This is a genomic window from Alteromonas sp. CH_MED4-4 (assembly GCF_037029575.1).
Classification (GTDB): domain Bacteria; phylum Pseudomonadota; class Gammaproteobacteria; order Enterobacterales; family Alteromonadaceae; genus Alteromonas; species Alteromonas macleodii.
The window spans coordinates 51,043-75,430 of the sequence record NZ_JAYMEU010000003.1 but is presented as its reverse complement, the minus strand read 5'-3'; the positions used below and the strand labels follow the sequence as shown (position 1 = coordinate 75,430).

General features: G+C 44.6%; 24 protein-coding genes. 4 read left to right on the top strand and 20 right to left on the bottom strand.

What is annotated here, in order from left to right; translation table 11 throughout:
• Positions 1-25: 25 nt before the first annotated feature.
• The 20 genes from atpG to rpmH all read right to left on the bottom strand — a co-directional run bounded on the left by atpG (position 26) and on the right by rpmH (position 17,326).
• Entirely contained in the window at positions 26-886 is an 861-nt protein-coding gene (atpG, locus tag WA381_RS03200) for a F0F1 ATP synthase subunit gamma (RefSeq protein ID WP_012520217.1), read from the bottom strand.
• 58 nt (positions 887-944) lie between these two features.
• Complete coding sequence (gene atpA, locus WA381_RS03195) at positions 945-2,486, bottom strand: F0F1 ATP synthase subunit alpha (RefSeq protein ID WP_014951450.1); 1,542 nt, start codon at positions 2,484-2,486, stop codon at positions 945-947.
• A 13-nt stretch (positions 2,487-2,499) separates the two neighbouring features.
• The gene (gene atpH, locus WA381_RS03190) at positions 2,500-3,033 is read right to left on the bottom strand and encodes a F0F1 ATP synthase subunit delta (protein ID WP_014951451.1); all 534 of its coding nucleotides are present in this window, start codon (positions 3,031-3,033) and stop codon (positions 2,500-2,502) included.
• A gap of 14 nt (positions 3,034-3,047) precedes the next feature.
• Positions 3,048-3,518: a F0F1 ATP synthase subunit B gene (atpF, locus tag WA381_RS03185; protein ID WP_075177147.1), complete on the bottom strand. Its 471-nt coding sequence runs from the start codon at positions 3,516-3,518 to the stop codon at positions 3,048-3,050.
• Positions 3,519-3,555: 37 nt separating this feature from the next.
• The gene (atpE, locus tag WA381_RS03180) at positions 3,556-3,786 is read right to left on the bottom strand and encodes a F0F1 ATP synthase subunit C (RefSeq protein ID WP_075177146.1); all 231 of its coding nucleotides are present in this window, start codon (positions 3,784-3,786) and stop codon (positions 3,556-3,558) included.
• A 99-nt stretch (positions 3,787-3,885) separates the two neighbouring features.
• Positions 3,886-4,719 carry a F0F1 ATP synthase subunit A gene (gene atpB / locus WA381_RS03175; RefSeq protein ID WP_075177145.1) on the bottom strand — a complete coding sequence of 278 codons (834 nt, stop codon included), beginning with the start codon at positions 4,717-4,719 and terminating at the stop codon, positions 3,886-3,888.
• Positions 4,720-4,820: 101 nt separating this feature from the next.
• A complete protein-coding gene (locus WA381_RS03170; protein ID WP_156087304.1) occupies positions 4,821-5,207 on the bottom strand; it encodes an ATP synthase subunit I in 387 nt (128 codons plus the stop codon).
• Positions 5,208-5,413: 206 nt separating this feature from the next.
• Positions 5,414-6,292: a ParB/RepB/Spo0J family partition protein gene (locus WA381_RS03165; protein WP_014951454.1), complete on the bottom strand. Its 879-nt coding sequence runs from the start codon at positions 6,290-6,292 to the stop codon at positions 5,414-5,416.
• A 45-nt stretch (positions 6,293-6,337) separates the two neighbouring features.
• Positions 6,338-7,132, bottom strand: a complete 795-nt coding sequence (locus WA381_RS03160) for a ParA family protein (protein WP_156087305.1) — start codon at positions 7,130-7,132, stop codon at positions 6,338-6,340.
• A gap of 35 nt (positions 7,133-7,167) precedes the next feature.
• A complete protein-coding gene (gene rsmG, locus WA381_RS03155; RefSeq protein WP_014951456.1) occupies positions 7,168-7,803 on the bottom strand; it encodes a 16S rRNA (guanine(527)-N(7))-methyltransferase RsmG in 636 nt (211 codons plus the stop codon).
• A 318-nt stretch (positions 7,804-8,121) separates the two neighbouring features.
• Positions 8,122-10,023, bottom strand: a complete 1,902-nt coding sequence (gene mnmG / locus WA381_RS03150; protein ID WP_039228881.1) for a tRNA uridine-5-carboxymethylaminomethyl(34) synthesis enzyme MnmG — start codon at positions 10,021-10,023, stop codon at positions 8,122-8,124.
• Positions 10,024-10,918: 895 nt separating this feature from the next.
• A complete protein-coding gene (locus tag WA381_RS03145; protein WP_014951458.1) occupies positions 10,919-11,746 on the bottom strand; it encodes an ATP-binding protein in 828 nt (275 codons plus the stop codon).
• Positions 11,747-11,752: 6 nt separating this feature from the next.
• Positions 11,753-12,421: a DnaT-like ssDNA-binding domain-containing protein gene (locus tag WA381_RS03140; protein WP_015000151.1), complete on the bottom strand. Its 669-nt coding sequence runs from the start codon at positions 12,419-12,421 to the stop codon at positions 11,753-11,755.
• A gap of 27 nt (positions 12,422-12,448) precedes the next feature.
• Complete coding sequence (mioC, locus tag WA381_RS03135; protein ID WP_014977843.1) at positions 12,449-12,886, bottom strand: FMN-binding protein MioC; 438 nt, start codon at positions 12,884-12,886, stop codon at positions 12,449-12,451.
• 90 nt (positions 12,887-12,976) lie between these two features.
• Positions 12,977-14,365: a tRNA uridine-5-carboxymethylaminomethyl(34) synthesis GTPase MnmE gene (gene mnmE / locus WA381_RS03130; protein WP_014951461.1), complete on the bottom strand. Its 1,389-nt coding sequence runs from the start codon at positions 14,363-14,365 to the stop codon at positions 12,977-12,979.
• A 2-nt stretch (positions 14,366-14,367) separates the two neighbouring features.
• On the bottom strand, positions 14,368-14,850 hold the full coding sequence (locus WA381_RS03125) for a YajQ family cyclic di-GMP-binding protein (RefSeq protein ID WP_014977844.1): 483 nt from the start codon (positions 14,848-14,850) through the stop codon (positions 14,368-14,370).
• 64 nt (positions 14,851-14,914) lie between these two features.
• Positions 14,915-16,573, bottom strand: a complete 1,659-nt coding sequence (gene yidC / locus WA381_RS03120; protein ID WP_069945256.1) for a membrane protein insertase YidC — start codon at positions 16,571-16,573, stop codon at positions 14,915-14,917.
• 10 nt (positions 16,574-16,583) lie between these two features.
• Positions 16,584-16,832: a membrane protein insertion efficiency factor YidD gene (yidD, locus tag WA381_RS03115; protein WP_014951464.1), complete on the bottom strand. Its 249-nt coding sequence runs from the start codon at positions 16,830-16,832 to the stop codon at positions 16,584-16,586.
• The gene (rnpA, locus tag WA381_RS03110) at positions 16,817-17,176 is read right to left on the bottom strand and encodes a ribonuclease P protein component (protein ID WP_015000154.1); all 360 of its coding nucleotides are present in this window, start codon (positions 17,174-17,176) and stop codon (positions 16,817-16,819) included. Before rnpA ends, yidD begins: the two co-directional genes overlap by 16 nt.
• Positions 17,177-17,191: 15 nt before the next feature.
• Complete coding sequence (gene rpmH, locus WA381_RS03105; protein WP_014290886.1) at positions 17,192-17,326, bottom strand: 50S ribosomal protein L34; 135 nt, start codon at positions 17,324-17,326, stop codon at positions 17,192-17,194.
• Positions 17,327-17,952: 626 nt separating this feature from the next.
• On the opposite strand from rpmH, the gene dnaA reads away from it, so the two are divergent.
• From dnaA to gyrB, 4 genes are all read left to right on the top strand, one after another.
• Positions 17,953-19,608, top strand: coding sequence for a chromosomal replication initiator protein DnaA (gene dnaA, locus WA381_RS03100; protein WP_039228897.1), 1,656 nt, complete (start codon positions 17,953-17,955; stop codon positions 19,606-19,608).
• A 32-nt stretch (positions 19,609-19,640) separates the two neighbouring features.
• Positions 19,641-20,741 (top strand): DNA polymerase III subunit beta, encoded by a 1,101-nt coding sequence (gene dnaN, locus WA381_RS03095; protein WP_012516526.1) that lies wholly within the window; start codon positions 19,641-19,643, stop codon positions 20,739-20,741.
• A 125-nt stretch (positions 20,742-20,866) separates the two neighbouring features.
• A complete protein-coding gene (gene recF / locus WA381_RS03090) occupies positions 20,867-21,955 on the top strand; it encodes a DNA replication/repair protein RecF (protein WP_156085674.1) in 1,089 nt (362 codons plus the stop codon).
• 8 nt (positions 21,956-21,963) lie between these two features.
• Positions 21,964-24,384, top strand: coding sequence for a DNA topoisomerase (ATP-hydrolyzing) subunit B (gene gyrB / locus WA381_RS03085; RefSeq protein WP_039234384.1), 2,421 nt, complete (start codon positions 21,964-21,966; stop codon positions 24,382-24,384).
• Positions 24,385-24,388: the final 4 nt, after the last annotated feature.

Genomic DNA, 24,388 nt, shown 5'->3' with positions numbered 1-24,388 from the left:
CTCGTTATCTCTTTTAAACCTTTGCCTACACCGCTGCGGCACCGCTCACAATCTCACTGATTTCTTGTGTGATTGCAGCCTGACGCGCTTTGTTATATACCAGTTGTAACTCATCAATGAGGTTACCGGCGTTGTCGGTTGCTGCCTTCATGGCAACCATTCGCGCAGCTTGTTCTGACGCCGCGTTTTCTACAACACCCTGATACACCTGAGACTCAATGTAACGAACCATTAGTGCTTCCAAAATCTCTTTTGGATCTGGCTCGTAGATGTAGTCCCAACGATGTTGATATTCTTCGTCTTCTGACTTTGGCAAAGGCAATAACTGATTGATCACAGGTTTCTGTGTCATGGTGTTAACGAAGTCATTGAATACCAAGAATACTCGGTCAATTTGTCCTTCGTCGTACGCTTTAAGCATAACGCGTACAACACCCACTACATCGCTCACAGACGGCTTGTCACCTAAACCAGATTCAGCAGCAAGCAACTTGCCACCAAAGCGGTTGAAGAAACTGCACGCCTTAGAACCTAATGCAGCGAAATCCACTTCTACACCCTGTTCACGCCATTTTTTGACGTCTTGAGTGACGAGCTTAAATTCATTGGTGTTCAAGCCACCACATAAGCCTCGGTCAGTGGAAATCACAATGTAACCGACGCGCTTGACTTCACGCTCTTCCAAATAAGGATGGCGATATTCAAGGTTACCGTTTGCAATGTGACCAATCACTTTAAGCATATTTTGTGCATATGGACGGCCAGAAGCCATGCGTTCCTGCGCCTTTTTCATTTTAGACGCAGCAACCATTTCCATCGCACTGGTAATCTTCTGAGTATTTTTGATACTCCCAATCTTACCTTTTATTTCTTTACCGCTGGCCATGACTATCTCTCCGATTACTCAACGAATTGCGCTGGTGGTTAAACACCAGCACCATTGATTACCAAGTTTGTGTCGCTTTAAAGTTTGTTAAAGCGTCGTTCAACTTAGAGGCAATCTCGTCGTTGTAGTTACCTGATTCGTTGATAGTCTTCATAAGGTCAGCGTGTTCGCTGTTCATGTAAGAGTGAAGAGCGGCTTCAAAATCTAGGATTTTGTTAAGCTCGATACCCTTAAGGAAACCTTTTTCTACCGCGAACAGAGATACACCCATATCAGCAATTGAAAGTGGTGCGTACTGCTTCTGCTTCATTAGCTCAGTTACGCGCTCACCGTGCTCAAGTTGCTCACGAGTTGCGTCATCAAGGTCAGAAGCAAACTGCGAGAACGCCGCAAGTTCACGATACTGAGCTAGGGCTAGACGGATACCGCCACCCAACTTCTTGATGATTTTAGTCTGTGCAGCACCACCAACACGAGATACCGAGATACCAGCGTTAACCGCTGGACGGATACCTGCGTTAAACAAGTCAGTTTCTAGGAAGATCTGACCGTCGGTAATTGAGATTACGTTAGTTGGTACGAATGCAGATACGTCACCAGCTTGCGTTTCGATAATTGGAAGCGCAGTCAATGAACCTGTCTTACCTTTCACTTCGCCGTTTGTGTAACGCTCAACGTATTGTTCGTTTACACGTGCAGCACGTTCTAGTAGACGTGAGTGAAGGTAGAATACGTCACCTGGGTAAGCTTCACGGCCTGGTGGACGCTTAAGTAGTAGTGAGATTTGACGGTAAGCAACAGCTTGCTTAGACAAATCATCATATACGATTAGCGCGTCTTCACCGCGGTCACGGAAGAATTCACCCATAGTACAACCAGAGTAAGGCGCTAGGTATTGAAGCGCAGCAGACTCAGATGCAGATGCTGCAACCACGATAGTGTGGTCAAGTGCACCGTGCTCTTCTAGTTTACGTACTACGTTAGCGATAGTAGATGCTTTCTGACCAACCGCTACGTACACACATTTAATGCCTGTACCTTTTTGGTTGATGATAGCGTCAACAGCCATTGCTGTTTTACCACACTGACGGTCACCGATGATAAGCTCACGCTGACCACGACCTACTGGGATCATGGCATCAACTGACTTATAACCAGTCTGTACTGGCTGGTCTACCGATTGACGCTCGATTACGCCAGGTGCAATTTTTTCAACTGGCTCGAAACCAGCTGCGTCGATTGCGCCTTTACCATCGATAGGCTCACCTAGTGTGTTAACAACACGACCTAGTAGTGCATTACCTACTGGTACTTCAAGAATACGACCAGTAGATTGTACTTTATCGCCTTCTTTAAGGTCCGCATAAGGACCCATAACAACTGCACCTACAGAGTCTCGCTCAAGGTTTAGTGCAATTGCGTAACGGCTTCCAGGAAGCTCGATCATTTCACCTTGCATTACATCTGCAAGGCCGTGAATGCGGATAATACCGTCTGTTACTGCGACGATAGTACCTTCATTACGTGCTTCACTGCTTACATTGAACTGTTCAATTCTTTTCTTGATCAGTTCAGCAATTTCAGTGGAATTAAGTTGCATGCTCTTATCCCCGTTATGCTTGCAACGCGTCTGCTAGACGGTTCAATTTCGACTTTACGGAACCATCAATAACTGTATCGCCGGCATTAATTACCATTCCAGCGATCAGGGCAGGGTCCACGTTACAATTAAGCTTCACTTTACGTGCCAAACGTTTTTCCAAAGATGCAACCAACTCGTTTTGTTGTGCATCAGTCAGCGTAGATGCTGAGGTTACGTCCACTTCTATTTCTTTGTCGTAATCTGCTTTAAACGCATCAAACAAAGTAGAAATTTCAGGCAACGCGGCTAAACGTTTATTCTCAGCCAAAACCTTAACCAGGTTTTGGCCGTGTTCGTCGAGTTGCTCACCACAAACATTGTTAAAAATGTCGGCAAGCGTGTCAGCGGCAACCGCACCAGACAAAAGCTGGTGCATGTCATCGTTCGCTGCTACAGCGCCTGCAAAGGCGAGCATTTCTTGCCATTTTGCAACGGCATCTTTCTCGACAGCAAAATCGAAAGCAGCTTTAGCATAAGGACGAGCAACGGTTGTCAATTCAGACATGGCTCATCTCCCTATTAAAGCTCAGCGACAAGTTTTTCAACAATGTCGTTTTGTGCGTTTGCATCGATTTCACGTTGTAAGATTTGCTGTGCGCCAGCTACTGCAAGTGCAGAAACCTGCTTGCGCAAATCTTCTTTGGCACGATTGCGTTCAGCTTCAATCTCGGCATAACCAGAAGCGATAATCTTTTCGCGTTCCGCATGGCCTTTTTGCGTTTCTTCGTCAACCAATTGGTTGGCGCGCTTTTTGGCCTGCTCGATAATTTCAGCTGCTTGCGCTTTCGCATCTTTAAGCTGCTCTGTTGCTTTCGCTTGAGCTAGCTCTAGGTCTTTCTCTGCACGTTCAGAAGCTTCAAGCCCATCGGCAATTTTCTTCTGACGTTCTTCAATCGCTGCCATTAGTGGAGGCCATACATATTTCATGCAGAACACCACGAACACAGCGAAAGCGATTAATTGACCAATAAAAGTGGCGTTAATATTCACTATCGCCTCTCCTCATAAAAGTTCGCTAGAGTATGAATTAAAGTAGGTACTGAGGTGGAGCGAACAATAGGAATAGTGCGATACCAACACCGATCATCGCGATGGCGTCGATAAGACCCGCTACGATGAACATTTTAACTTGTAGTTGTGGTGCAAGTTCTGGTTGACGAGCAGCAGACTCTAGGAATTTACCACCTAGAAGACCGAAGCCGATAGCGGTACCAAGAGCACCCATACCAATTAGGATAGCAACTGCGATTGCAAGCATGTTTAAATCTCCGATTTAAAGTTTAGTTAAGGTTAATGTTTAAAATAAAACTCGGTTAAAAACGGTACCGGCAAACCTATTCCCGGTACCCGTTAATTCTTAGTGGTCTTCTGCCGCTAGGCTTAAGTACACGATGGTTAGCATCATGAAAATAAACGCCTGAAGCGGAAGTACCAGAATATGGAACACAGCCCACATGAAGTGCAGTGGAAGCTGGAAATAACCAATTGTAGCAATCAAAATGAAGATTAGCTCACTGGCATACAAGTTACCGAACAAACGCAGCGCTAGTGAAAGCGGACGCGCAAGCAAAGTAACGGTTTCAAGAATAAAGTTCACCGGAATGAAAAGCGGGTGACCGAAAGGCTGCATAGTAAGCTCTTTAGTAAAGCCACCAATGCCTTTCATCTTGATTGAATAGTAAAGAATTAGGATGAATACACCCGCCGCTAGTGCAAACGTAAGGTTAAGGTCAGTGGTTGGAACTGCCTTCATGTATACGTCGTGTGGATCCATACCAAACGCTGAAGAACCAATTAGGCCTGCGATAGTAGGCAGCACGTCAACAGGGATAAGGTCCATAAGGTTCATTAGCAATACCCATACAAAGATAGTCAGTGCTAATGGCGCAATAAGTGCGCTCTTACCGTGGAAAGTGCTCTTCACGTTATCATCGACAAACTCAACGATTAGCTCAACGAATGCCTGCATTTTGCCAGGCACGCCGGTTGTCGCTTTTGAAGCAACGCTTCTAAAGATGATTAGGAAAAGAAGACCAAGACCGATAGACCATGCCAGTGTATCAACATGCCATGCCCAAAAACCAGCATCAGAACACGCTTTATTAAAAGCTATTCCGTTGTCAGTTGAGCACATGGTGGCATTGGTCAAGTGGTGCTTGATGTATTCTGAGGTAGTGTATTCAGATGCCATTGTTTAACCCAAGTTGTAAAGTGTAAAAATTTGGTGACTGGTTCTTTTGTCTCAATCGGTCGATTACGTTGTTTTCGTTATCGCAACGCCATGCGTTGTCTTTATTCTTTCGTACCGTAGTGAAACATGGCTAGCGCATGGCTAGCGGTTGTAATCACGAACGCTGCAAAAATCTCAAGCGGCGTAGCATTTAAGCCTTTAAACGCAATTACAAATAAAATGATTGTCAGTGCCAGCTTCATTTTTGAGCCTTGGCTAAAACTTCGTGCAACAAGGTCGTTTTTACTGGCGCCTGCATAGCGAAATGCAAAGCCAGCAAACACTATTGAAGGCAGTATACTTATTAAGGCACCTGCCGCTGCCGACATGGCGGAATGACTTCCTCCTGCGGCGCCTGCGAAAGCGGTAACGACTAGGGCTGTAATAGCCTGAAAAAGTAGCCCTTTCTTGGCGAGGTCTAACCCGCGTTTTGCTAACTTGTTCGTCACTTTTACTCGCAGCTTGTTCACGTCTTACAAAAAGCGTCAGAAGTATACTGTTTTACCGACAATTTTCAACAGTACAACGCTTTTTGAAAGTTATTCTGAAAATTTTCTATTGCTATAACCGGAAAGGAGAGTGTCCGGTGTTAGCACCGAACAGCGTATCAATTGCGGGTTGGCAAAGGGCGCTTCTCTACTAATTTTATTTTAAACTATTGAATTTTAGAGATAATTCCATCTAATTGTTCAAGATCGCTAAAGCTAATCGTCAGCTTACCTTTACCTTTCGCATTGTGGTCAATGCTCACAGGTGTGCCTAAATTTTCTGAAAGTCGTGTCATAAGGTTTTGCACGTCGGGATCAACTTTCTTCTCAGGCTTAGGTTTAGCTGGCTCCAAAAGCTTTTTAACAAGCTTTTCTGTATCGCGCACGGTAAGACCTTTGCCCGATACTACTTGCGCAGTTTCCGACTGGGTATCACCTTCTAGCGCTAACAGCGCTCTAGCATGACCCATTTCAATATCGCCATGCTCGACTAACAGTTTCACGTCGTCGTTCAAATTATTCAGACGAAGTAAATTTGTCACTGTGGTGCGTGATTTGCCCACCGCTTCAGCAACTTCTTGATGGGTAAGCGCGAACTCATTCATTAAACGGTCGAGGGCTTGCGCCTCTTCCATGGCATTTAAATCTTCACGCTGAATATTTTCGATAAGCGCAATGGCCACTGCCGCTTCATCAGGCACGTTCTTAACCAAACAAGGTACTTCGTCTAGCTGTGCCAGTTGTGAAGCTCGCCAGCGACGTTCACCGGCAATGATTTCATAGCGGTGCTCGTCGACTTTTCTCACTACGATAGGCTGAATAATACCTTGCGCACGAATGGACGATGCCAATTCTTCTAATGCCTCAGGAGACATGTCTTTACGAGGCTGATACTTGCCCGGCACTAAGTATTCAATAGGGAGTTTACTCAACTCACCGTTGGTTGAATTTACCTCGGCGGCATCTTGTTCTTTTTGAGCAGATGATTGGCTGGTTGCGAGTAGCGCATCTAAACCGCGGCCAAGGCCTCTTTTACGTGCTGACATAGTGTCCTCTATGGCATGTGCTGATAGTGTTCAGCTTATTGTCGTTTAACTTGCTTTTGCCTGTGCAGGCGTTGTTTTGTCCCTACGACGCAGTATTTCACCCGCCAGTGCCAAGTAGGCTTTAGCGCCTGTCGATGACTTATCATAGTACATCGCTGGCGTACCGAAGCTTGGTGCTTCAGCTAGACGAACATTGCGCGGAATAACCGTACGATAAACCTGTTCACCAAAATGGCGCTTCAACTGTTCTGAAACGTCGTTAGCAAGGCGATTGCGCGGGTCGTACATAGTACGCAATACGCCTTCAATCTTCAATTCTGGATTCACTACGGATGCCAATTTTTGAATGGTATCCATAAGGGCAGTAAGGCCTTCTAGTGCGTAATATTCGCACTGCATAGGCACCATTACCGAATCGGCAGCCGCCAAGGCGTTTACAGTTAACTGGTTGAGTGAAGGCGGGCAGTCGATAAAGACAAAATCGTAGTAATCCATAACGGGCTTCAGCGCGTTGCGAAGCCTTACTTCACGGGCAAACATTTCCATCAGCTTAATTTCTGCTGCGGTTACGTCACCGTTCGCTGCGATGAGGTCATACTTGCCGCTTGTCGCTTTAACGATAACATCGTTGATGGGTTTATCTTCAATCAACAATTCAAATGCCGTAGATTCAACGTCGTATTTATCAACGCCGCTTCCCATGGTCGCATTACCTTGTGGATCGAGATCAATGAGCAACACCTTACGTTTGGTTGCTGCCATTGACGCTGCCACGTTAACTGCAGTGGTTGTCTTTCCAACACCACCTTTTTGATTCGCGATCGCGATTACCTTAGCCACGTTAGATCCTGTTCTCGTCTATTTCTATTTTTCGGCTATTTCTTTTTTAGCCAAACCAGATGTCGTTCGCCTACCAAATTTGGCACAGTGAGGTTTTCCGTTTTGCTCACATGGAAGTGATCACTCACTTCGTCTATCTCATCTTGTGGAAACTGACCTTTAAGCGCCAAAAATTGACCTTCTGAATCTACCAGATGCTGACACCAGTGCAACATATCTTTTAGCGAAGCGAAAGCTCGGCTTAGCACAATATCGTAAGGCGTATCGCCATTGTGCTCTTCAACGCGGCTTTGCACAGGAGTTACGTTAGTTAATCCAAGCGTGTGCACACATTGGGTCATAAACCGTACACGCTTGCCCAATGAGTCAAGCAATGTGAATGATTTATCTGGAAATGCGATTGCCAACGGCATACCTGGAAGGCCAGGGCCCGTTCCAACATCAATGATATTGTTACCATCAAGAAAGGGCACAATCGCCAGCGAATCTAGAATGTGTTTTACCATCATTTGCTTAGGATCGCGCACAGAAGTCAGGTTGTACGCCTTATTCCATTTGTCCATAAGCAGCACATAGTCAACTAACTGCTGCTGTTGCTTATCACTTAAATCTAGTGAAAGGGCATCGAGTCCAGACACCAAAATGGTGTGCAATTCTTGCTGTATCGTCATCGAAAAATCTGTCTGTTCGCGTTAATGTTTTTTGCTCTACACAGTCCATACCATAAACCCCCGTGGCGAATCGTTATTTGCCGCTCATTTACAGCCGTTTCTTAATGCAGCTCTTCATGCTCGATACAAGTGCACTTGAAGAAGGCACATAAATTAATCAAAGCCGCACAACGAATGTAAATTGGTGCAATGGGACAGTGTGAAAAGCGCCGAGTTTTTCTAGTTTTCGCATAGTTTAGGCAATTATGATTATCATAATACGCGAATAAATAGGAAAAACTAAGCGCTGCGAGTAATGTGTTGAGTTAAGCGCGTGTTTTACGCACTGATTTTCTCTTGCTTGCGCAACATGCCGTGTTTTTTAAGGTAAACCAGCAGTAAAGAGATGGCCGCCGGGGTAATGCCCGAAATACGCGATGCTTTACCGATAGTTTCCGGTCTGGCTTCGGTTAACTTGGCTACAACCTCGTTCGACAAGCCGGAAATCTTGCTGAAGTCCATATCAACCGGCAACAGGGTGTTTTCGTGTCGCTGCGTTTTCGCGATTTCATCCATTTGACGGGCAATGTAGCCGGCGTACTTAATTTGAATTTCCACTTGCTCTGCAGCAATCGGATCTTCAAGACCTGGGCCAACACTTTCAATTTCCATTAACTGACCGTAAGTCATTTCAGGTCGACGGATTAGCTCTTCAAGAGAATGTTCACGACTCACCGGATTTTTCAGCATGGTATTAAGTTCCGGCGTTGCCGCGTGATCAGGGTGGATCCACTGACCGCGTAAACGCTGTAGCTCACTTTCTACCGCTTCCATCTTGTCGTTAAATTTCGCCCAGCGCGCATCATCAACAAGACCAATCTCTCGGCCCATCGCGGTTAAACGGCTATCGGCATTGTCTTCACGAAGCAGTAGTCTGTATTCAGCACGGCTAGTGAACATGCGGTACGGCTCTTTCGTACCCATGGTAGCCAAGTCGTCGATAAGTACGCCCATGTATGCTTGGTCGCGGCGTAAAATCATCGGGTCTTTTTCTTGAACTTGTAGCGCTGCGTTTGCGCCTGCTACTAACCCTTGCGCACCCGCTTCTTCATAGCCAGTAGTACCGTTAATTTGGCCAGCAAAGAACAAACCTCGAATAAACTTCGTTTCCAGTGTTTGTTTCAGATCGCGTGGATCAAAGAAATCGTATTCAATTGCATAACCCGGACGAACAATGTGCGCATTTTCAAAACCTTTGATCGAGCGGACAAGGTTCATCTGTACGTCAAATGGCAAACTGGTTGAAATACCATTTGGATAAACTTCAATGCTGTTTAAACCTTCTGGCTCAACAAAAATTTGATGCGATGTCTTATCTGCAAAACGGGTGATCTTATCTTCGATACTTGGGCAATAGCGCGGTCCGATACCTTCGATAACCCCTGTAAACATGGGTGAGCGATCTAATCCCCCGCGAATGATATCGTGGGTTTTTTCGTTAGTGTGGGTGATATAGCACGGGATCTGTGTAGGGTGCATAGTTCTATCACCCATGAACGAAAATACCGGCGTAGGATTGTCACCAGGTTGAGGCTGCATTACAGAAAAATCTAACGAGCGAGCATCAAGTCTTGCTGGTGTCCCAGTTTTTAAACGGTCAACACGAAACGGAAGGGCACGTAGTCTATCTGCAAGTGCGATAGACGGTGGATCGCCGGCACGACCGCCGCGATAGTTTTCAAGGCCAATGTGAATGGTTCCGCCAAGGAAAGTACCCACTGTCAGTACCACTGACTTGGCTTTAAACTTCAAGCCCATTTGCGTAACAACACCGCATACCTGATCGTTTTCAACAATCAGATCGTCAACGCTCTGTTGGAACAGGGTTAGGTTTTCTTGATTTTCAACAATGTCGCGAATGGCGTTTTTGTAAAGCGTACGGTCAGCTTGCGCACGCGTTGCACGAACAGCTGGGCCTTTAGAAGAATTCAATGTTCTAAACTGAATACCGCCTTTGTCGATAGCCAGTGCCATTGCACCGCCTAACGCATCGATCTCTTTTACAAGATGACCTTTACCGATCCCACCAATTGCAGGGTTACACGACATCTGGCCTATCGTCTCAATATTGTGAGTGAGCAACAGCGTATTTGCACCCATGCGAGCAGCTGCAAGTGCCGCTTCTGTACCTGCATGTCCACCACCTACAACGATGACATCAAATGCTTCAGCATAAAACATGGTTAAACCTCACTATTAACTTACGATAAGCCGATTAAAAACTAATTTTTCTCACGCAGAGACTGCTGAAAAAAGGGCGCGTATTTTATCTGACTTATTGGATAAAGAAAATGATTAAATTTTCCTCAAAACCTGTTTTTGAAAAGGTGTGATCGAATTATAAGATCTTAAGATCTCTTTTAGATCTGTTTATTTTTACTTTTATTAGGATCATCAAGATCTGTGGGTAACCGATCAAAGCACATAAAGATCATCAAGTTACGCGATCAATAACATTGGGAAACCCCGATCCATAACCCTATCTCAAACTTGTGTATAAATGGACTTTTTATCCACACCCCGAATCGTTTGAAAAGTTATTCTTTTTTCGATCAAAGCTTATGCACAGTGGTTTGTAGGATCCTATCCACAGGGGTGATCAAAATGTGATCCAACTGGGGATAAAATGTTTGCTATTTATGTATCGCGATCAAAAGATCGTGTAGATACGTGCGTTATAGCGTGATCACATTGTGGAGGAGATCTTTTCCAAAAGCTGTGATTAGATCGCCCGATCGCATTTATCAACACCTTCAAAAAAACTGCACGTTTTTATGAACGACAAGATTATTTTTTCAAAACAGCCCATTTTTCAGGAGAAAAACATAGGAGCTGACCAAAATTCAGTCACTTTTATAAGGTAGAAGTGGGTCTGAAAGAATGGTTATTTGTTTAACTGAAGGAGATCGTTGAGTGTATCTATGAATTAAAACCGTATTGTTTTGGTAAAAGCGTGATCAATAGGCTAAGTGATTCGCTATTACCTGGCACAACAGGAACATGCAATAAGGTTTAATGAAGGAAAAGACCTAGCAGAGTAAGGGCTAGGTTTCGAGAGAGGGGAAACCAGGTGCTATTAGCGCACCTGGTTGGGTTGATAGCGTGGCTGTGAAACAGAGCCTTGCATGTCTTCTTGTTCAATGGTTAAGCCTTCACGGCGGCTTGGACCTTGGAACCTAACTTTGTAAGTGTCGTACTCTTTAATCGACTCAAAACAATAGGGGCCAAGGGCATTTTCAAGTTCGGCTAAATTGTGATTGGTGATCAAAATACAGTTTTTCTTGTTTACCAAGCGTTGTCTTAGCAGATTACCAAACCAACTCTGCGCATTTTTCTTTAACACGCTTTCGTTTACACACACCTCATCAAGAATAAGCAGATCAACGTCTAGCAGTTCCTGATTGATCTCCCTGAAGCGCTGCCCCGCGTTGTCCGAAGCCCCAAAATCAAACGAGAAATTGCGCATTTCAAGCAGTGTAGACAGTTGACGATAAAGCACTGAAATTTCGTACTGCTCTATAAGTTGATGGGCAATGGCACCGGCAATATGTGATTTACCACGACCGTAATCGCCGTAAAACAGCATCATATGCGAGCCGCTTTGACGCCATGCAGGGTCGTCATGGGCAGCAATAAAAGACTGAGCTATCGATACGGCTTCAATCACATCGTCACTGTCTTCAACTAAGTTGGCGAAGGTCCATTTAGGATTCAGATCAGAACGGCCATGAATAGCCTCTACACGCGCTTTTTTACTACGCTGCTGTAGTTGTGATACTTCTTCGTTCGCTTTCGCCTCGTACTGCTTACGCAGCGTTTTATAGTCGATGTATTCACGATTGGGATCGACGTCTTTGTTGAGCGCTCTCGCTAAATTAGCAATTTTGTCGGTTATACGATCCATAACGAATTAACTCTTCTTAGTTGCGGCATACTTTTCCACCAGCTTTCTAGCATTATCATCTGCTTCTATGCCGGCTGCAACTTTCACTTGTTGCGTTCCCACCACCTTTGTTGGGGCGTAGCCTGAAGCGAGACGCTTGCGCTTGATATTGTTGGCAAACTTTTGTGTCCATTGGAATTCGCTAAACACTGAACTTGGTCTTCCTAACCAATAGGCAATGAATTCACCCACCTCGTTGTCATCAAATGTTTTATCGATAATACCCAGTAGCGAGGCCATTTCTTCAAACAACGCCTTGTTGGGCGTCCAGTTAGGGGTCATGGCGCTATGACGGGCATGTAGTTGGTCGAAGTCTGACTGCGGCTCGCTTAGAAGCGGAAGAAGTAGGGTTTTCCCGTTGATTGTATGCTCAAGATCAAGTTCAAGGGGCAGGGCAACCAAACCCACTTGTTCAAGCTGCTTCACCAAGCTATTGATTTGACGACCGCGTTGGTAAGGCTCGTCTTTGCTGTCGCCGTTTAGCAAATTCAATAATTGCTTATAATCAATAGGTGCCGACGATGTCGTTGCCGAATTTGCACCTGTTCGAAGCCCAAGTAAATACAGTACCCGGCAATCGTTAGAAAGGGGAGATTGCAACGCCGCTAGTTCAGCTTGGGTAAGGTTGCTGTTCATCGCATTGGTTCCACGTAAAAACGCTTGTTAAGCATTGGCCAGCTTTTCGTCAAACCATTCTACGGCGGCATCTTCAGGGATAGGGTGTTCTAGCACATCGATGTATAGCGCGTCGGTAATTAACGTGCCACCTGCGTTTTTAATATGCTTTTCCATTTCTTTTGCGCCGAAACAAAAGGTGTCGTAACTGGTGTCACCTAGCCCAATAACGTAGGCATTTACTGCGCTTAAATCCGCGCCCTCTAGCTGTTTTGCGAACGGCTGGATGTTGTCAGGTAATTCGCCAGCACCGTGGGTTGATGTACACACGATCCACGTTGATTCTGTTTTAATCTCATCTAAATTTGGTTCTGCGTGAATAGTGTGGGTGTGCCCGCTCGCATCAAGTTTTTCCGCAATGGCATCAGCCACATATTCTGCGGCACCTAACATGGTGCCGACGATGATTTCAAAATGCTTGCTCATTATTGGGTTGCTTCTCTATTTACGATTGTCGTCTTAACGTAAGTGCGGCTTATCCCGTAGGTTATTCACCTTCTTACTTTTATGGTCACGCTATTTGCCGATACAGAACGATGAAAAAATCTTACCAAGTAGGTCGTCTGACGTGAATTCACCGGTTATCTCACATAGTGCCTGGTGAGCCAAGCGCAATTCTTCAGCAAGCAACTCACCCGCCATAGCATCATGCAGTTGTTGTTCGCCAGTGCTTACATAACTGTAGGCTTGGTCGAGTGCATCTATGTGTCGTCTGCGCGCAATAAATTGACCTTCAGTTGTAGTATCGAAGCCCATGGTTTTGGCCAGATGTGCTTTTAGCGTGTCGACGCCGCTACCTTCTTTGGCTGATAGATTGATAACTGAGATATCACCTTGCTCGGTGGCAACTGTGCTTTGTCCAATATCTAAGGTACTAAGGTCGGCCTTGTTGCGAACTACGGTAACGGGGATGCCTTGTGGCAATCGGGCCATAAATTCTGGCCATATTTCATAAGGGTCGATAACAGCAGTTGCGGTAGAGTCTACAACGAATAATACGTGGTCAGCTTCATTGATAGCTTGCCACGCGCGCTCAATACCAATTTGTTCCACTTTATCTGGGCTTTCTCGAAGTCCTGCTGTGTCGATAATGTGCACCGGCATACCATCAATGTGAATATGCTCTTTAAGCACGTCTCGCGTGGTACCGGCTATATCGGTAACAATGGCGCTATCTCGTCCTGCCAGGGCGTTTAATAAGCTCGATTTACCGGCGTTAGGTCGCCCCGCAATCACCACCTGCATACCTTCGCGCAACAAGGTGCCTTGTTTAGCCTGTTCGCGCACTTTGGTTAAGCTTTGCATAATTGCGCTTAAGTCACCTGATACTTTCCCATCAGATAAGAAATCAATTTCTTCTTCAGGAAAATCGATGGCCGCCTCTACGTACATACGAAGATGCACGATTTGGTCAGATAGCGTTTGAATTTGTGTAGAAAACTCACCCTGTAGCGAGCGCAGCGCACTTTTTGCTGCCTGTTTAGAACTTGCATCAATCAAGTCGGCAATCGCCTCTGCTTGCGCAAGGTCTAATTTATCATTTAAAAAGGCTTGTTCACTGAATTCACCTGGATTGGCAAGCCGGGCATCGCCCGTTGCAAGCACGGCATCAATCAGCATGTCCATGACAACTTGACCGCCATGGCCCTGCAGTTCAAGTACATCTTCACCGGTAAATGAGTTAGGCCCTTTAAAAAACAGTGCTATGCCCTGGTCTATTACGCTGTTGTTAGCATCAACAAACGGCGTATAGGTCGCAAGACGTGGTGTTAGTGCGCTTGGTACTAACGCCTCAGCGATGGCTTTAGCCTTAGGACCTGAAACACGTACTATACCTACGCCGCCACGACCGGGCGCTGTCGCTTGTGCGGTAATAGTGTCGGTAGAAAGGGTGAGTGATTCCATAATTAGTCGCGGAAGTTTTTAAATTGGAAAGGTTGGCCTAAGTTCGACTCTTTAACCAGTGAAATCACTTGCTGCAAATCATCACGCTTTTTACCTGTTACGCGAAGTTCTTCGCCTTGAATAGCCGTTTGCACTTTGATTTTGGCGTCTTTCACCAGCTTCACAATCTTCTTCGCCATCGGCTGCTCAATACCTTCTTTAAAGGTAATGGTCTGACGGTAAGTTCTACCGTGTGCATCGTAGGGTTTAACATCCATAGATGAAGTGTCTACGTTACGTTTAGACATCGCCGTTCTAAACATGCTTTCCATTTGCTGAAGTTGGAATTCAGCTTCAGCTTTCATGACCACGGTTTTATCTTTGTACTCAAAGCTCGCGTCAATACCGCGAAAGTCGAAACGCGTTGATAGCTCACGGCTTGCGTTTTCAGTGGCGTTGCGTACTTCTTCCATGTTGATTTCAGAAACAATATCAAATGATGGCACAGGTTATTCCTCTTAAGACAAAACAGCCCGCATAGGCGGGCTGTATAATTCATTGATCAGCGTGTTATTTACTGCTGATGCCCCGCTTCTCCATTGAAGCATAAATCATTTTGGCTTGAACCAAGGTAATCACGTTACTGACTAGCCAGTATAGTACCAGACCTGCAGGGAACCACAGGAAGAATACACTCATTGCTACCGGCATCCATTGCATGATTTTCTGCTGCATTGGATCAGTAATGGTGGTTGGCTGAAGTTTTTGCAATAGGTACATACTTGCGCCAGTTAGAATTGGCAGCACAAAGTATGGGTCTTTTGTAGAAAGGTCAGTGATCCAAAGCACAAAGTCTGCATGGCGTAGTTCAACACTTTCCATCAGTACCCAGTAAAGCGCAAGGAAGATAGGCATTTGCAGAAGAAGAGGTAAGCAACCGCCCATTGGGTTTACTTTCTCTTTGCGGTAAAGCTCCATCATAGCTTGAGACATTTTTTGTCTGTCGTCGCCAAAACGGTCTTTTAGCTGCTGCATCTTAGGTGCTAAGTTGCGCATACGTGCCATTGACTCGTATTGCTTCTTAGTTAGCCAGTACATCGCGCCTTTCACTACAATAGTGATAAGGATAATTGCCACACCCCAGTTATTAACTAGGCTATGAAGGAATGTAAGAAGGGCGAACAGCGGCTGTGAAATCCAGAAAAGAATACCGTAATCAACGGTTAGGTCTAATCCGCGCGCAATTTTCGCTAGGCTTTCTTGATCTTTAGGACCCATGTAAAGGGTAGACGCAAGGGTTTTGGTTTCACCAGGCGCTACGCTCTCAGACGGAGACAATACACCAATTACCGCATACTGATTTTTCAGGTTACGAGAATAAAGCGTGTTAGTTTGCTCTTGTGAAGGTACCCATGCTGATACAAAGTAATGTTCAAGCATGCCAACCCAACCCGCTTTCGTGGTTTCGCGTAGGTTGTCATCTTCAATCTCGTCGAACGAGTACTTCTGGTAGCGGTCATCTTCCGTTGAAAATGCAGCACCACGGTACGTTGGCATAAACATGTTACCGTCGTCTTCAAACTCCATCACTTGTTTAAGCTGTGCATACGGCTGAACCGTTGCTGCGCTGCCAGTACCATTTTCAACGCTATAGCTCACGTTTACGTCGTACTGACCTTTAGTGAAAGTGAAGGTTTTGGTAACTGACAAGCCTTGGTTGTTTTTCCATGTAAGAGGAATAACAAGGGTGTCGCCAGTCATTTCATAATAGTCACTTTGTGCATTATACACAGGGCGGCCACTGCTGCTTGCATCAGGCCCTTGAGCACCTATTAGGCCACTTTGCGCTACATAAAGACCGTTGCCAGAGCGAAGTAGGCTGTAAGGAATATCCGAACCTTGCTCTACCGGAAACTTAAGTAAGTCTGCTGATACTACATCGCCGCCTAGCAAATCGATGCGTAAATCAAGCGTATCGGTTTTTACTTCAATAATGCGGTTTGAGCTTTGCGCCGCTGCGATAGGTTGTGCAGCAGGAACGCTATCACTACTAGGTACATCTTCGCTGCCATTTTCATTAAATGACGGTACGCCTTGTGATGTCTCTTGCGTTTGTTGTTGCTCAACAGGCACAACTGGCTGTGGCCCATAATCTTTTTGCCATGATTGCCAAAGCAAAAAGCTAACTAGCGCAAGGCCAATTATCAGAAAACTACGTTGCGATTCCATAGAGGTCTCTTTATTTTGAGTGTTTATCTTGTTGTTTTTCCGGCACTGGATCATATCCGCCGGCATGCAAAGGGTGGCATTTTAATATGCGTTTAATAGATAACCAACCGCCTTTTACTAATCCGTGCGTTTTTAATGCGTCTATAGCATACCAAGAACAAGAAGGATGGAAACGACATCGTTGCCCTAACATAGGGGAAATGAACCATTGATAAAATTTTATCAATGCCAAAGGCACTGCAATTAAGAGTTGCCGCAACGCTTGTTTAATTTTTTCCATAGCTTGTCCAATGTAGCGAAAACTTCTTGGTTGCTAAGGTTGTCAGCGCCAGACTTGCCAATAACGATAATATCGACATTGGGTAAGTTGTGCTGTTTATGCCTAAAACTTTCTCTGACTAATCGCTTCAAACGATTTCTATCGTGAGCTTTACGGATACGTTTTTTCGCGAGCGTAATGCCTAAACGAGGAGTTGAAAGTGTATTTTTTCTGGCTAGAACAGTAAAAGAGGGAGATACAGCTGGGGTTGCGTTATCAAACACATAGGTAAAGTGGGTGGGAGTTAACAGACGTAACTCCCTAGAAAAATTATTCTCGCCCACTTTGGCGTCTTTCAATTAAGCTGAAAGACGAGCGCGGCCTTTTGCACGGCGAGCTGCTAGTACTTTACGACCATTTTTAGTCGCCATACGAGCACGAAAACCGTGAGAACGCTTGCGCTTTAGATTGCTCGGTTGAAATGTTCTTTTCATGACCAAAGTCTCACTTATATTTAGTTAAACATAGGCGTTTTTGGTAACACATTATGCTGTTGCCAGAACAATGTGGTGTTTTCACCAGAAAAGCCCATCGAAAAAGGACGCTGAATTCTAGAGATCTCGGGGCGTGCTGTCAATGCATATTCTCGCTTTTCGGATGAATAAGTGAACAATTTTTGCATTTTCTAATCGATAGCTTAATCGATAACGCAGTTTTCGTACAAATCGTCTGTGAATAACGCGTAAAATTTGGTTAGGTTATCCACAGTGCGTTGTGAAAAACACAGAGATAGATATAAAAAGCAAGGTGATCTAACGGTTTTTTAGCACAAATTTAGAATGAATTTTTCTCGTTATAGTTTGATTTGATCTAAAAGAAAAAAGCTTGCTAATCAGTTGCTTGTTGTTTTGATCGAAAAGATCGATCGGGATCGCCATTTACATTGTGTTGATAAAGTAAGATAATCCACAGCGATTAAAACGATAACTTAATTTCTCGCTGCTACCCAACACTTCCAACGCTATTTTCTTCTAATGGCGCTTTTTAGTGCCTGCTTTCTTTATGCTTGGCTTTTCAGGAGTTGGTTTTTCTAGCGAGTTACGGGAGCTAACTACGTACCATGTCCTTGTGGAACCAATGCCTTGAAAGATTGCGTCAAGAATTACCAACGCAGCAGTTTAGTATGTGGATACGACCGCTTGTTTGTGAAGAACAACAAGGCGTGGTTGCACTCTATGCTCCCAATCGTTTTGTACTTGATTGGGTAAGAGACAAGTACCTGAATAATATTACCGCACTACTAAAAGAGTTTGCCGGAAGTGACGCACCACAATTGCGTTTAGAAGTGATGAATCGTCACAGCGTAAGCCGAAGTCAGCCTGTAAGTACCAGCGGATCTTCACCTGCTCCAAATACGCCTAATAATCAACCAAGTAAGCCTAGTGCACCTGCGGGCGGTCAAGGGTATCAGAACTATAATACTAGTAATCAGCCTGTTCACAGCGGCAGTAATGGGCAGCACACATCGTCTTATTCACCAATGTCGAATAGCGGTATGCCATCATCGGCAAGCCAAGCGGGTGATCAAGGACAAAACAATGCGTTTTCAAAATCACCTTCATACACACAGGGTATGGATCTAAATGATCGCGGTGCGCAAAACCACGACCGTAATGGATATAATGCATACGCAGATCAAGCGCCAAGATCGTCTACACCGCCGAAAGTGATCCCGATCCCTGAGGCGATGAAGCATAAAAGTAATATTAATCCGACCTATCAATTCGACAACTTTGTCGAAGGTAAATCTAACCAGCTAGCACGTGCGGCTGCAACTCAAGTTGCAAATAACCCAGGCGGTTCTTACAACCCACTGTTTATTTACGGTGGTACGGGCTTAGGTAAAACTCACTTATTACATGCAGTGGGTAATGGCATCGTAGCTAATAACGGTGACGCTAAAATTGTGTATATGCATTCAGAGCGTTTCGTGCAGGATATGGTTAAGGCACTACAAAATAACGCGATAGAGGACTTTAAGCGCTTCTATCGCAGCGTTGATGCGTTACTTATCGATGATATTCAATTCTTTGCTAATAAAGAGCGTTCACAAGAAGAGTTCTTCCACACGTTCAATGCGCTTCTTGAAGGTAACCAACAAATCATCCTTACTTCTGATAGATATCCTAAAGAGATTGATGGGGTAGAGGATCGATTGAAATCGCGCTTCGGTTGGGGTTTAACTATTGCTATAGAGCCACCAGAGCTCGAAACCCGAGTGGCTATTTTGATGCGCAAAGCGGCAGAGAACCGGATTCACTTACCTAATGAAGTGGCGTTCTTTATAGCTAAGCGATTGCGTTCAAACGTACGTGAGCTCGAGGGTGCACTTAACCGTGTTATTGCTAACGCAAACTTTACCGGTCGCCCTATCACTATTGATTTCGTTCGCGAAGCGCTTCGAGACCTTTTGGCGCTTCAAGAAAAATTGGTAACCGTTGATAATATTCAGAAAACCGTCGCAGATTATTATAAGATAAAAGTAGCTGATATTTTGTCTAAACGACGTAGTCGTAGTGTGGCGCGTCCTCGCCAAGTCGCGATGGCGCTGGCCAAAGAACTTACCAACCACAGTTTACCTGAACTAGGAAACGCGTTTGGTGGACGAGACCACACTACGGTTTTACACGCTTGTAGAAAAATAGAGCAGCTAAGAGAAGAAAGTCATGATATAAAAGAGGACTATAAGAACCTCATTAGGACTTTGTCTTCCTAACACCACGACCTTAGAGGCGAGATAGCACTGCGATGAAATTTACTATAAGCCGCGAACAATTTTTACAACCCCTACAGTTGGTATCTGGTGCTGTAGAGCGTAGACACACACTGCCAATTCTTTCCAATGTTCTCATCAAAGTAAGTGAGGACGCACTTTGGCTTACTGGTACAGATTTAGAGGTAGAACTAATTTCTAGTGTGAAATTAGAAGGTGAATTCACGGAAGGTGAAATTACTGTTCCTGCTAAAAAGCTGTTTGATATTATTCGCGGTATTTCTGAAGGAACAGATATTCATTTCTCGTTAGACGGCAGCAAAGCACTTATTCGTGCCGGTCGAGGTCGTTATACGCTTTCTACTTTATCTGCCAACGACTACCCAAATCTAGAAGACTGGGAAGGCGAAGTTGAGTTTGAATTATCGTGCAGTGATCTAAAACGTCTTATCGATGCAACGAGCTTCTCAATGGCTCAACAAGACGTACGTTATTACTTAAATGGTATGTCCCTTGAAACGGAAGAGAATATCATTCGTACCGTTGCAACAGACGGTCACCGCCTTGCACTTTGTCGCCTAAACTATGAGACCGCTTTGCCATCTCGTCAGGTAATTATTCCACGTAAAGGCGTGTTAGAAATTTCTCGTCTTATTAGCGAAGATGACAAATCTCTTAAGGTGCAAATAGGCGCAAACCATCTTCGAATTTTCTCAAACGATTTCATTTTCACTTCGAAATTAGTTGATGGCAGATTTCCTGATTATCGCCGTGTTTTACCTCAAAATGGCGACAAGGAAATTATTGCGAGTAAAGCTGTATTAAAAGAAGCTTTTTCACGTGCGGCCATTCTATCTAACGAAAAGTTTAGAGGCGTACGATTAAACTTGTCTTCTGGTGAGCTTAAGATAACGGCTAATAACCCAGAGCAAGAAGAAGCGGAAGAAATCGTTGATGTTCAATATCAAGGTGACGATTTAGAAATTGGCTTTAACGTTGCCTATCTAATTGACGTATTGAATGCGCTTGGATCTGATGGCGTTAAAGTGAGCCTATCAGACTCAAACGCGAGTGCGCTAATCGAAGATGATGCTGATGACGCCGCGTTATACGTTATTATGCCAATGCGACTGTAGTCACTACTACATTAAGTGTTTGCAGCGTTTCGCATATTCCACGTTATTTTGTCATTTAAATTATCAATTCAAGAAGCGATGAGTGTTGATACTCCTCGCTTCTTTTCTTTCATCAGTGTGACCTCATGAAACTGGACCGCGTCCAGATTACACAGTTTCGTAATCTTACTTCCGTATCACTTTCTCCTTCACCAGCGTTGACTATCATTAAAGGCGTTAATGGGAGTGGGAAATCCTCGTTAATCGAAGCACTTTATTACCTAGGCTTTGGACGTTCTTTTAGAACAAATAAACACAGTTCGGTTATTCAAAATGAGAAGGACAGCTTCAGTGTTTTCGCGTCATGCAAAACTGAAGAAGGGGATGAATTAAAGCTAGGTTTTCAACGAAGTAGAAATGAGACATTCACTTGTAGTATTAACGGTGAACATTCAAATAAATTATCAGATTTAGTTAGCTTGGTACCACTTCAACTTTTTACTCCGCAGAGTACTGACCTTATAATTGGTTCGCCTTCCGAGCGTCGACGTTTTTGTGATTGGGGATTGTTTCACGTGGAACATCAGTTTCAATCACTTGCTAATCAGTATGGTAAATTTTTAAAACATAGAAATGCCTTACTGAAACAGCAGGCAAATTTAAGCGCACCACAAAATCAATATTGGGAGTCTCAGTTCTCAGAACTGGGTGAGTCTCTATCGGCTACGCGTCAGAAATATGTGGATACCCTTACGCCTATTTTTAAGCAATATGCGCAAGAATTTCTTCCTAACTTCGATGTGGAATTAAGTTACTATAAAGGGTGGGAAAAAGATGTCGGTTTATCAGAAAGCCTAGTTAAAAAACGTGAGTATGATGGTAAAATAGGACACACCTCTTCTGGGCCCCATAAAGCCGATTTAAGGCTTAAAATGAATGGAGTAAACGCCCAGGAGCTTTTATCGAGAGGGCAGCTTAGAATGGCTGTGGCAGCGCTTCAAATGTCACAGACTAAGCTATTTAATAAGGCAACGCAGCGTAAAAGTATCTTTTTACTTGATGATGTAGGTGCCGAACTAGATGCCGATAAAAGAGAACAATTTATTGATGGGTTGCTCAAAATGGATACGCAGGTTTTCGTTACTGCAATAGAATCCACGCAGCTCGCTTTTATACAAAAATACAACGAAAAGAAAATGTTTCACGTGGAACATGGAAGCGTGAAAGAGGAGTAAAAGCTAGTATGTCAGCAGAGAACAACTACGACTCGTCCAGTATTAAAGTACTTAAAGGATTAGATGCCGTAAGAAAGCGTCCTGGTATGTATATCGGTGATACTGATGATGGTACCGGATTACACCACATGGTTTTCGAGGTGGTCGATAACTCTATCGATGAAGCACTTGCTGGACATTGTTCTGAGATTACTGTGCTCATTCACAGCGATGGCTCAGTATCTGTGTCTGACGATGGACGTGGTATACCAACTGAATTGCACCCAGAAGAGGGTGTGTCTGCAGCTGAAGTTATTATGACGGTTCTTCACGCCGGCGGTAAGTTCGACGATAACTCTTATAAAGTATCGGGCGGTTTGCACGGTGTAGGTGTATCAGTAGTAAACGCACTTTCAAGCCGACTGAAGCTTCGTATTCGTCGCGGTGGTAAAGCGCATGAACAAGAATATCATCATGGTGTTCCACAGGCGCCACTAGCCGTAACAGGCGATACTGACAAAACGGGAACTATGATCCGTTTCTGGCCAAGTTCAGACACCTTCACAGATACGCTTTACCACTACGATATTCTTGCTAAACGTCTTCGTGAACTATCATTCCTGAACTCTGGTGTGTCTATTCGCTTAAAAGACGAACGCGATGGAAAAGAAGACCACTTCATGTACGAAGGTGGTATCAAAGCGTTCGTTGAGTACCTAAATGAAAAGAAAACACCTGTTCACCAGAAAGTGTTTCATTTCAGCAGTGAACAAGAAGACGGTATTGCAGTAGAAGTAGCGATGCAATGGAACGATAGCTTCCAAGAAAACGTGTTCTGTTTCACCAACAATATTCCTCAGCGCGACGGCGGTACTCACTTGGCGGGCTTCCGTGGAGCGTTGACGCGTACATTGAATAACTACATGGAAAAGGAAGGCCTGAACAAAAAGGCTAAAACGAATGCCAGTGGTGACGACGCGCGTGAAGGTCTAACCGCGGTTATTTCCGTTAAAGTACCAGATCCAAAATTCAGCTCACAGACTAAAGACAAGCTTGTATCTTCTGAAGTTCGTCCAGCTGTTGAATCGGCAATGAATGAAAAGCTAGCAGAGTTCTTATTAGAAAACCCAGCAGAAAGTAAAATCATTGCAGGTAAGATTATTGATGCTGCTCGTGCTCGTGAAGCTGCACGAAAGGCCCGTGAAATGACACGCCGTAAAGGTGCGCTCGACTTGGCTGGTCTGCCGGGTAAGCTAGCTGACTGTCAGGAAAAAGATCCTGCACTTAGTGAATTATACATAGTGGAGGGTGACTCTGCGGGCGGTTCAGCTAAGCAGGGGCGTAACCGTAAAAATCAAGCTATTCTGCCGCTTAAAGGTAAAATCTTAAACGTTGAGAAAGCGCGTTTTGATAAGATGCTTTCTTCTCAGGAAGTTGCGACGCTTATCACGGCACTAGGTTGTGGTATCGGTCGTGACGAGTATGACCCTGAAAAATTACGCTATCACAGCATCATTATCATGACCGATGCTGACGTAGATGGTTCTCACATTCGTACGCTTCTACTCACATTTTTCTATCGTCAAATGCCTGAAATCATTGAGCGTGGATATGTATATATTGCACAGCCACCGCTATACAAAGTGAAGAAGGGTAAACAAGAGCAGTATCTTAAAGATGACGATGCGCTAACTAACTACCTAACATCAATCGCAATTGACGGTGCGTCTTTGCACACCAGCGATGAAGACCCAGGTATTAGTGGTGTAGGCCTTGAAAACCTTGTTAAGCAGTACCAATCGGTAGAGAAGATGATTGCACGTATGAAACGTCTTATGCCTGCATCTATCCTCTACAGAATGCTTTACACGCCTACGCTAAACCTTGAAGACCTTAAAGATCAATCTGCACTAGAGCATGTGGCGAAACACTTCGTAGAGCAGCTTACAGAGCGCGAAAACGATGGTGCTACATACCGTTATGAAATTCGCACTGATGCTGAGCTTAGCGAGTACTACATTACAATCATTATGCGTATGCACGGTATCGATTATGAGTACGTTATCGATCATGAGTTTATCGAGTCGTCTGAATACCAGCGTCTTAAAGAGCTTAACCTTGCCATTAACGACATGATGGGCAAAGACGCCTATATTCAGCGTGGCGAGCGTAGACAGCCAGTTGAGTCTTTCAAAGAAGCACTAGAGTGGCTAATGAACGAAGCGAAACGCGGCCAATACATTCAGCGCTATAAAGGGCTAGGTGAGATGAACCCTGAGCAACTATGGGAAACCACCATGGACCCAGAAAGCCGCCGTATGCTTCAAGTTACCATTGAGGATGCCATTGGTTGTGACCAGCTGTTCACTACATTGATGGGTGACCAAGTTGAGCCTCGTCGAGAGTTTATCGAAGCTAACGCGCTTAAAGTGGAAAACTTAGACGTGTAGATTA

Excerpts from the sequence above, each read along its gene's own strand:
- yidC (WP_069945256.1), bottom strand. The coding sequence starts at position 16,573 with ATGGAATCGCAACGTAGTTTTCTGATAATTGGCCTTGCGCTAGTTAGC.
- WA381_RS03165 (WP_014951454.1), bottom strand. The coding sequence starts at position 6,292 with ATGTCAGCACGTAAAAGAGGCCTTGGCCGCGGTTTAGATGCGCTACTC.
- mioC (WP_014977843.1), bottom strand. The coding sequence starts at position 12,886 with ATGAGCAAGCATTTTGAAATCATCGTCGGCACCATGTTAGGTGCCGCA.
- atpH (WP_014951451.1), bottom strand. The coding sequence starts at position 3,033 with ATGTCTGAATTGACAACCGTTGCTCGTCCTTATGCTAAAGCTGCTTTC.
- mnmE (WP_014951461.1), bottom strand. The coding sequence starts at position 14,365 with ATGGAATCACTCACCCTTTCTACCGACACTATTACCGCACAAGCGACA.
- gyrB (WP_039234384.1), top strand. The coding sequence starts at position 21,964 with ATGTCAGCAGAGAACAACTACGACTCGTCCAGTATTAAAGTACTTAAA.
- dnaN (WP_012516526.1), top strand. The coding sequence starts at position 19,641 with ATGAAATTTACTATAAGCCGCGAACAATTTTTACAACCCCTACAGTTG.
- recF (WP_156085674.1), top strand. The coding sequence starts at position 20,867 with ATGAAACTGGACCGCGTCCAGATTACACAGTTTCGTAATCTTACTTCC.
- WA381_RS03140 (WP_015000151.1), bottom strand. The coding sequence starts at position 12,421 with ATGAACAGCAACCTTACCCAAGCTGAACTAGCGGCGTTGCAATCTCCC.
- rsmG (WP_014951456.1), bottom strand. The coding sequence starts at position 7,803 with ATGACGATACAGCAAGAATTGCACACCATTTTGGTGTCTGGACTCGAT.
- rpmH (WP_014290886.1), bottom strand. The coding sequence starts at position 17,326 with ATGAAAAGAACATTTCAACCGAGCAATCTAAAGCGCAAGCGTTCTCAC.
- atpE (WP_075177146.1), bottom strand. The coding sequence starts at position 3,786 with ATGCTTGCAATCGCAGTTGCTATCCTAATTGGTATGGGTGCTCTTGGT.
- mnmG (WP_039228881.1), bottom strand. The coding sequence starts at position 10,023 with ATGTTTTATGCTGAAGCATTTGATGTCATCGTTGTAGGTGGTGGACAT.
- atpB (WP_075177145.1), bottom strand. The coding sequence starts at position 4,719 with ATGGCATCTGAATACACTACCTCAGAATACATCAAGCACCACTTGACC.
- atpG (WP_012520217.1), bottom strand. The coding sequence starts at position 886 with ATGGCCAGCGGTAAAGAAATAAAAGGTAAGATTGGGAGTATCAAAAAT.
- atpA (WP_014951450.1), bottom strand. The coding sequence starts at position 2,486 with ATGCAACTTAATTCCACTGAAATTGCTGAACTGATCAAGAAAAGAATT.
- WA381_RS03145 (WP_014951458.1), bottom strand. The coding sequence starts at position 11,746 with ATGGATCGTATAACCGACAAAATTGCTAATTTAGCGAGAGCGCTCAAC.
- dnaA (WP_039228897.1), top strand. The coding sequence starts at position 17,953 with ATGTCCTTGTGGAACCAATGCCTTGAAAGATTGCGTCAAGAATTACCA.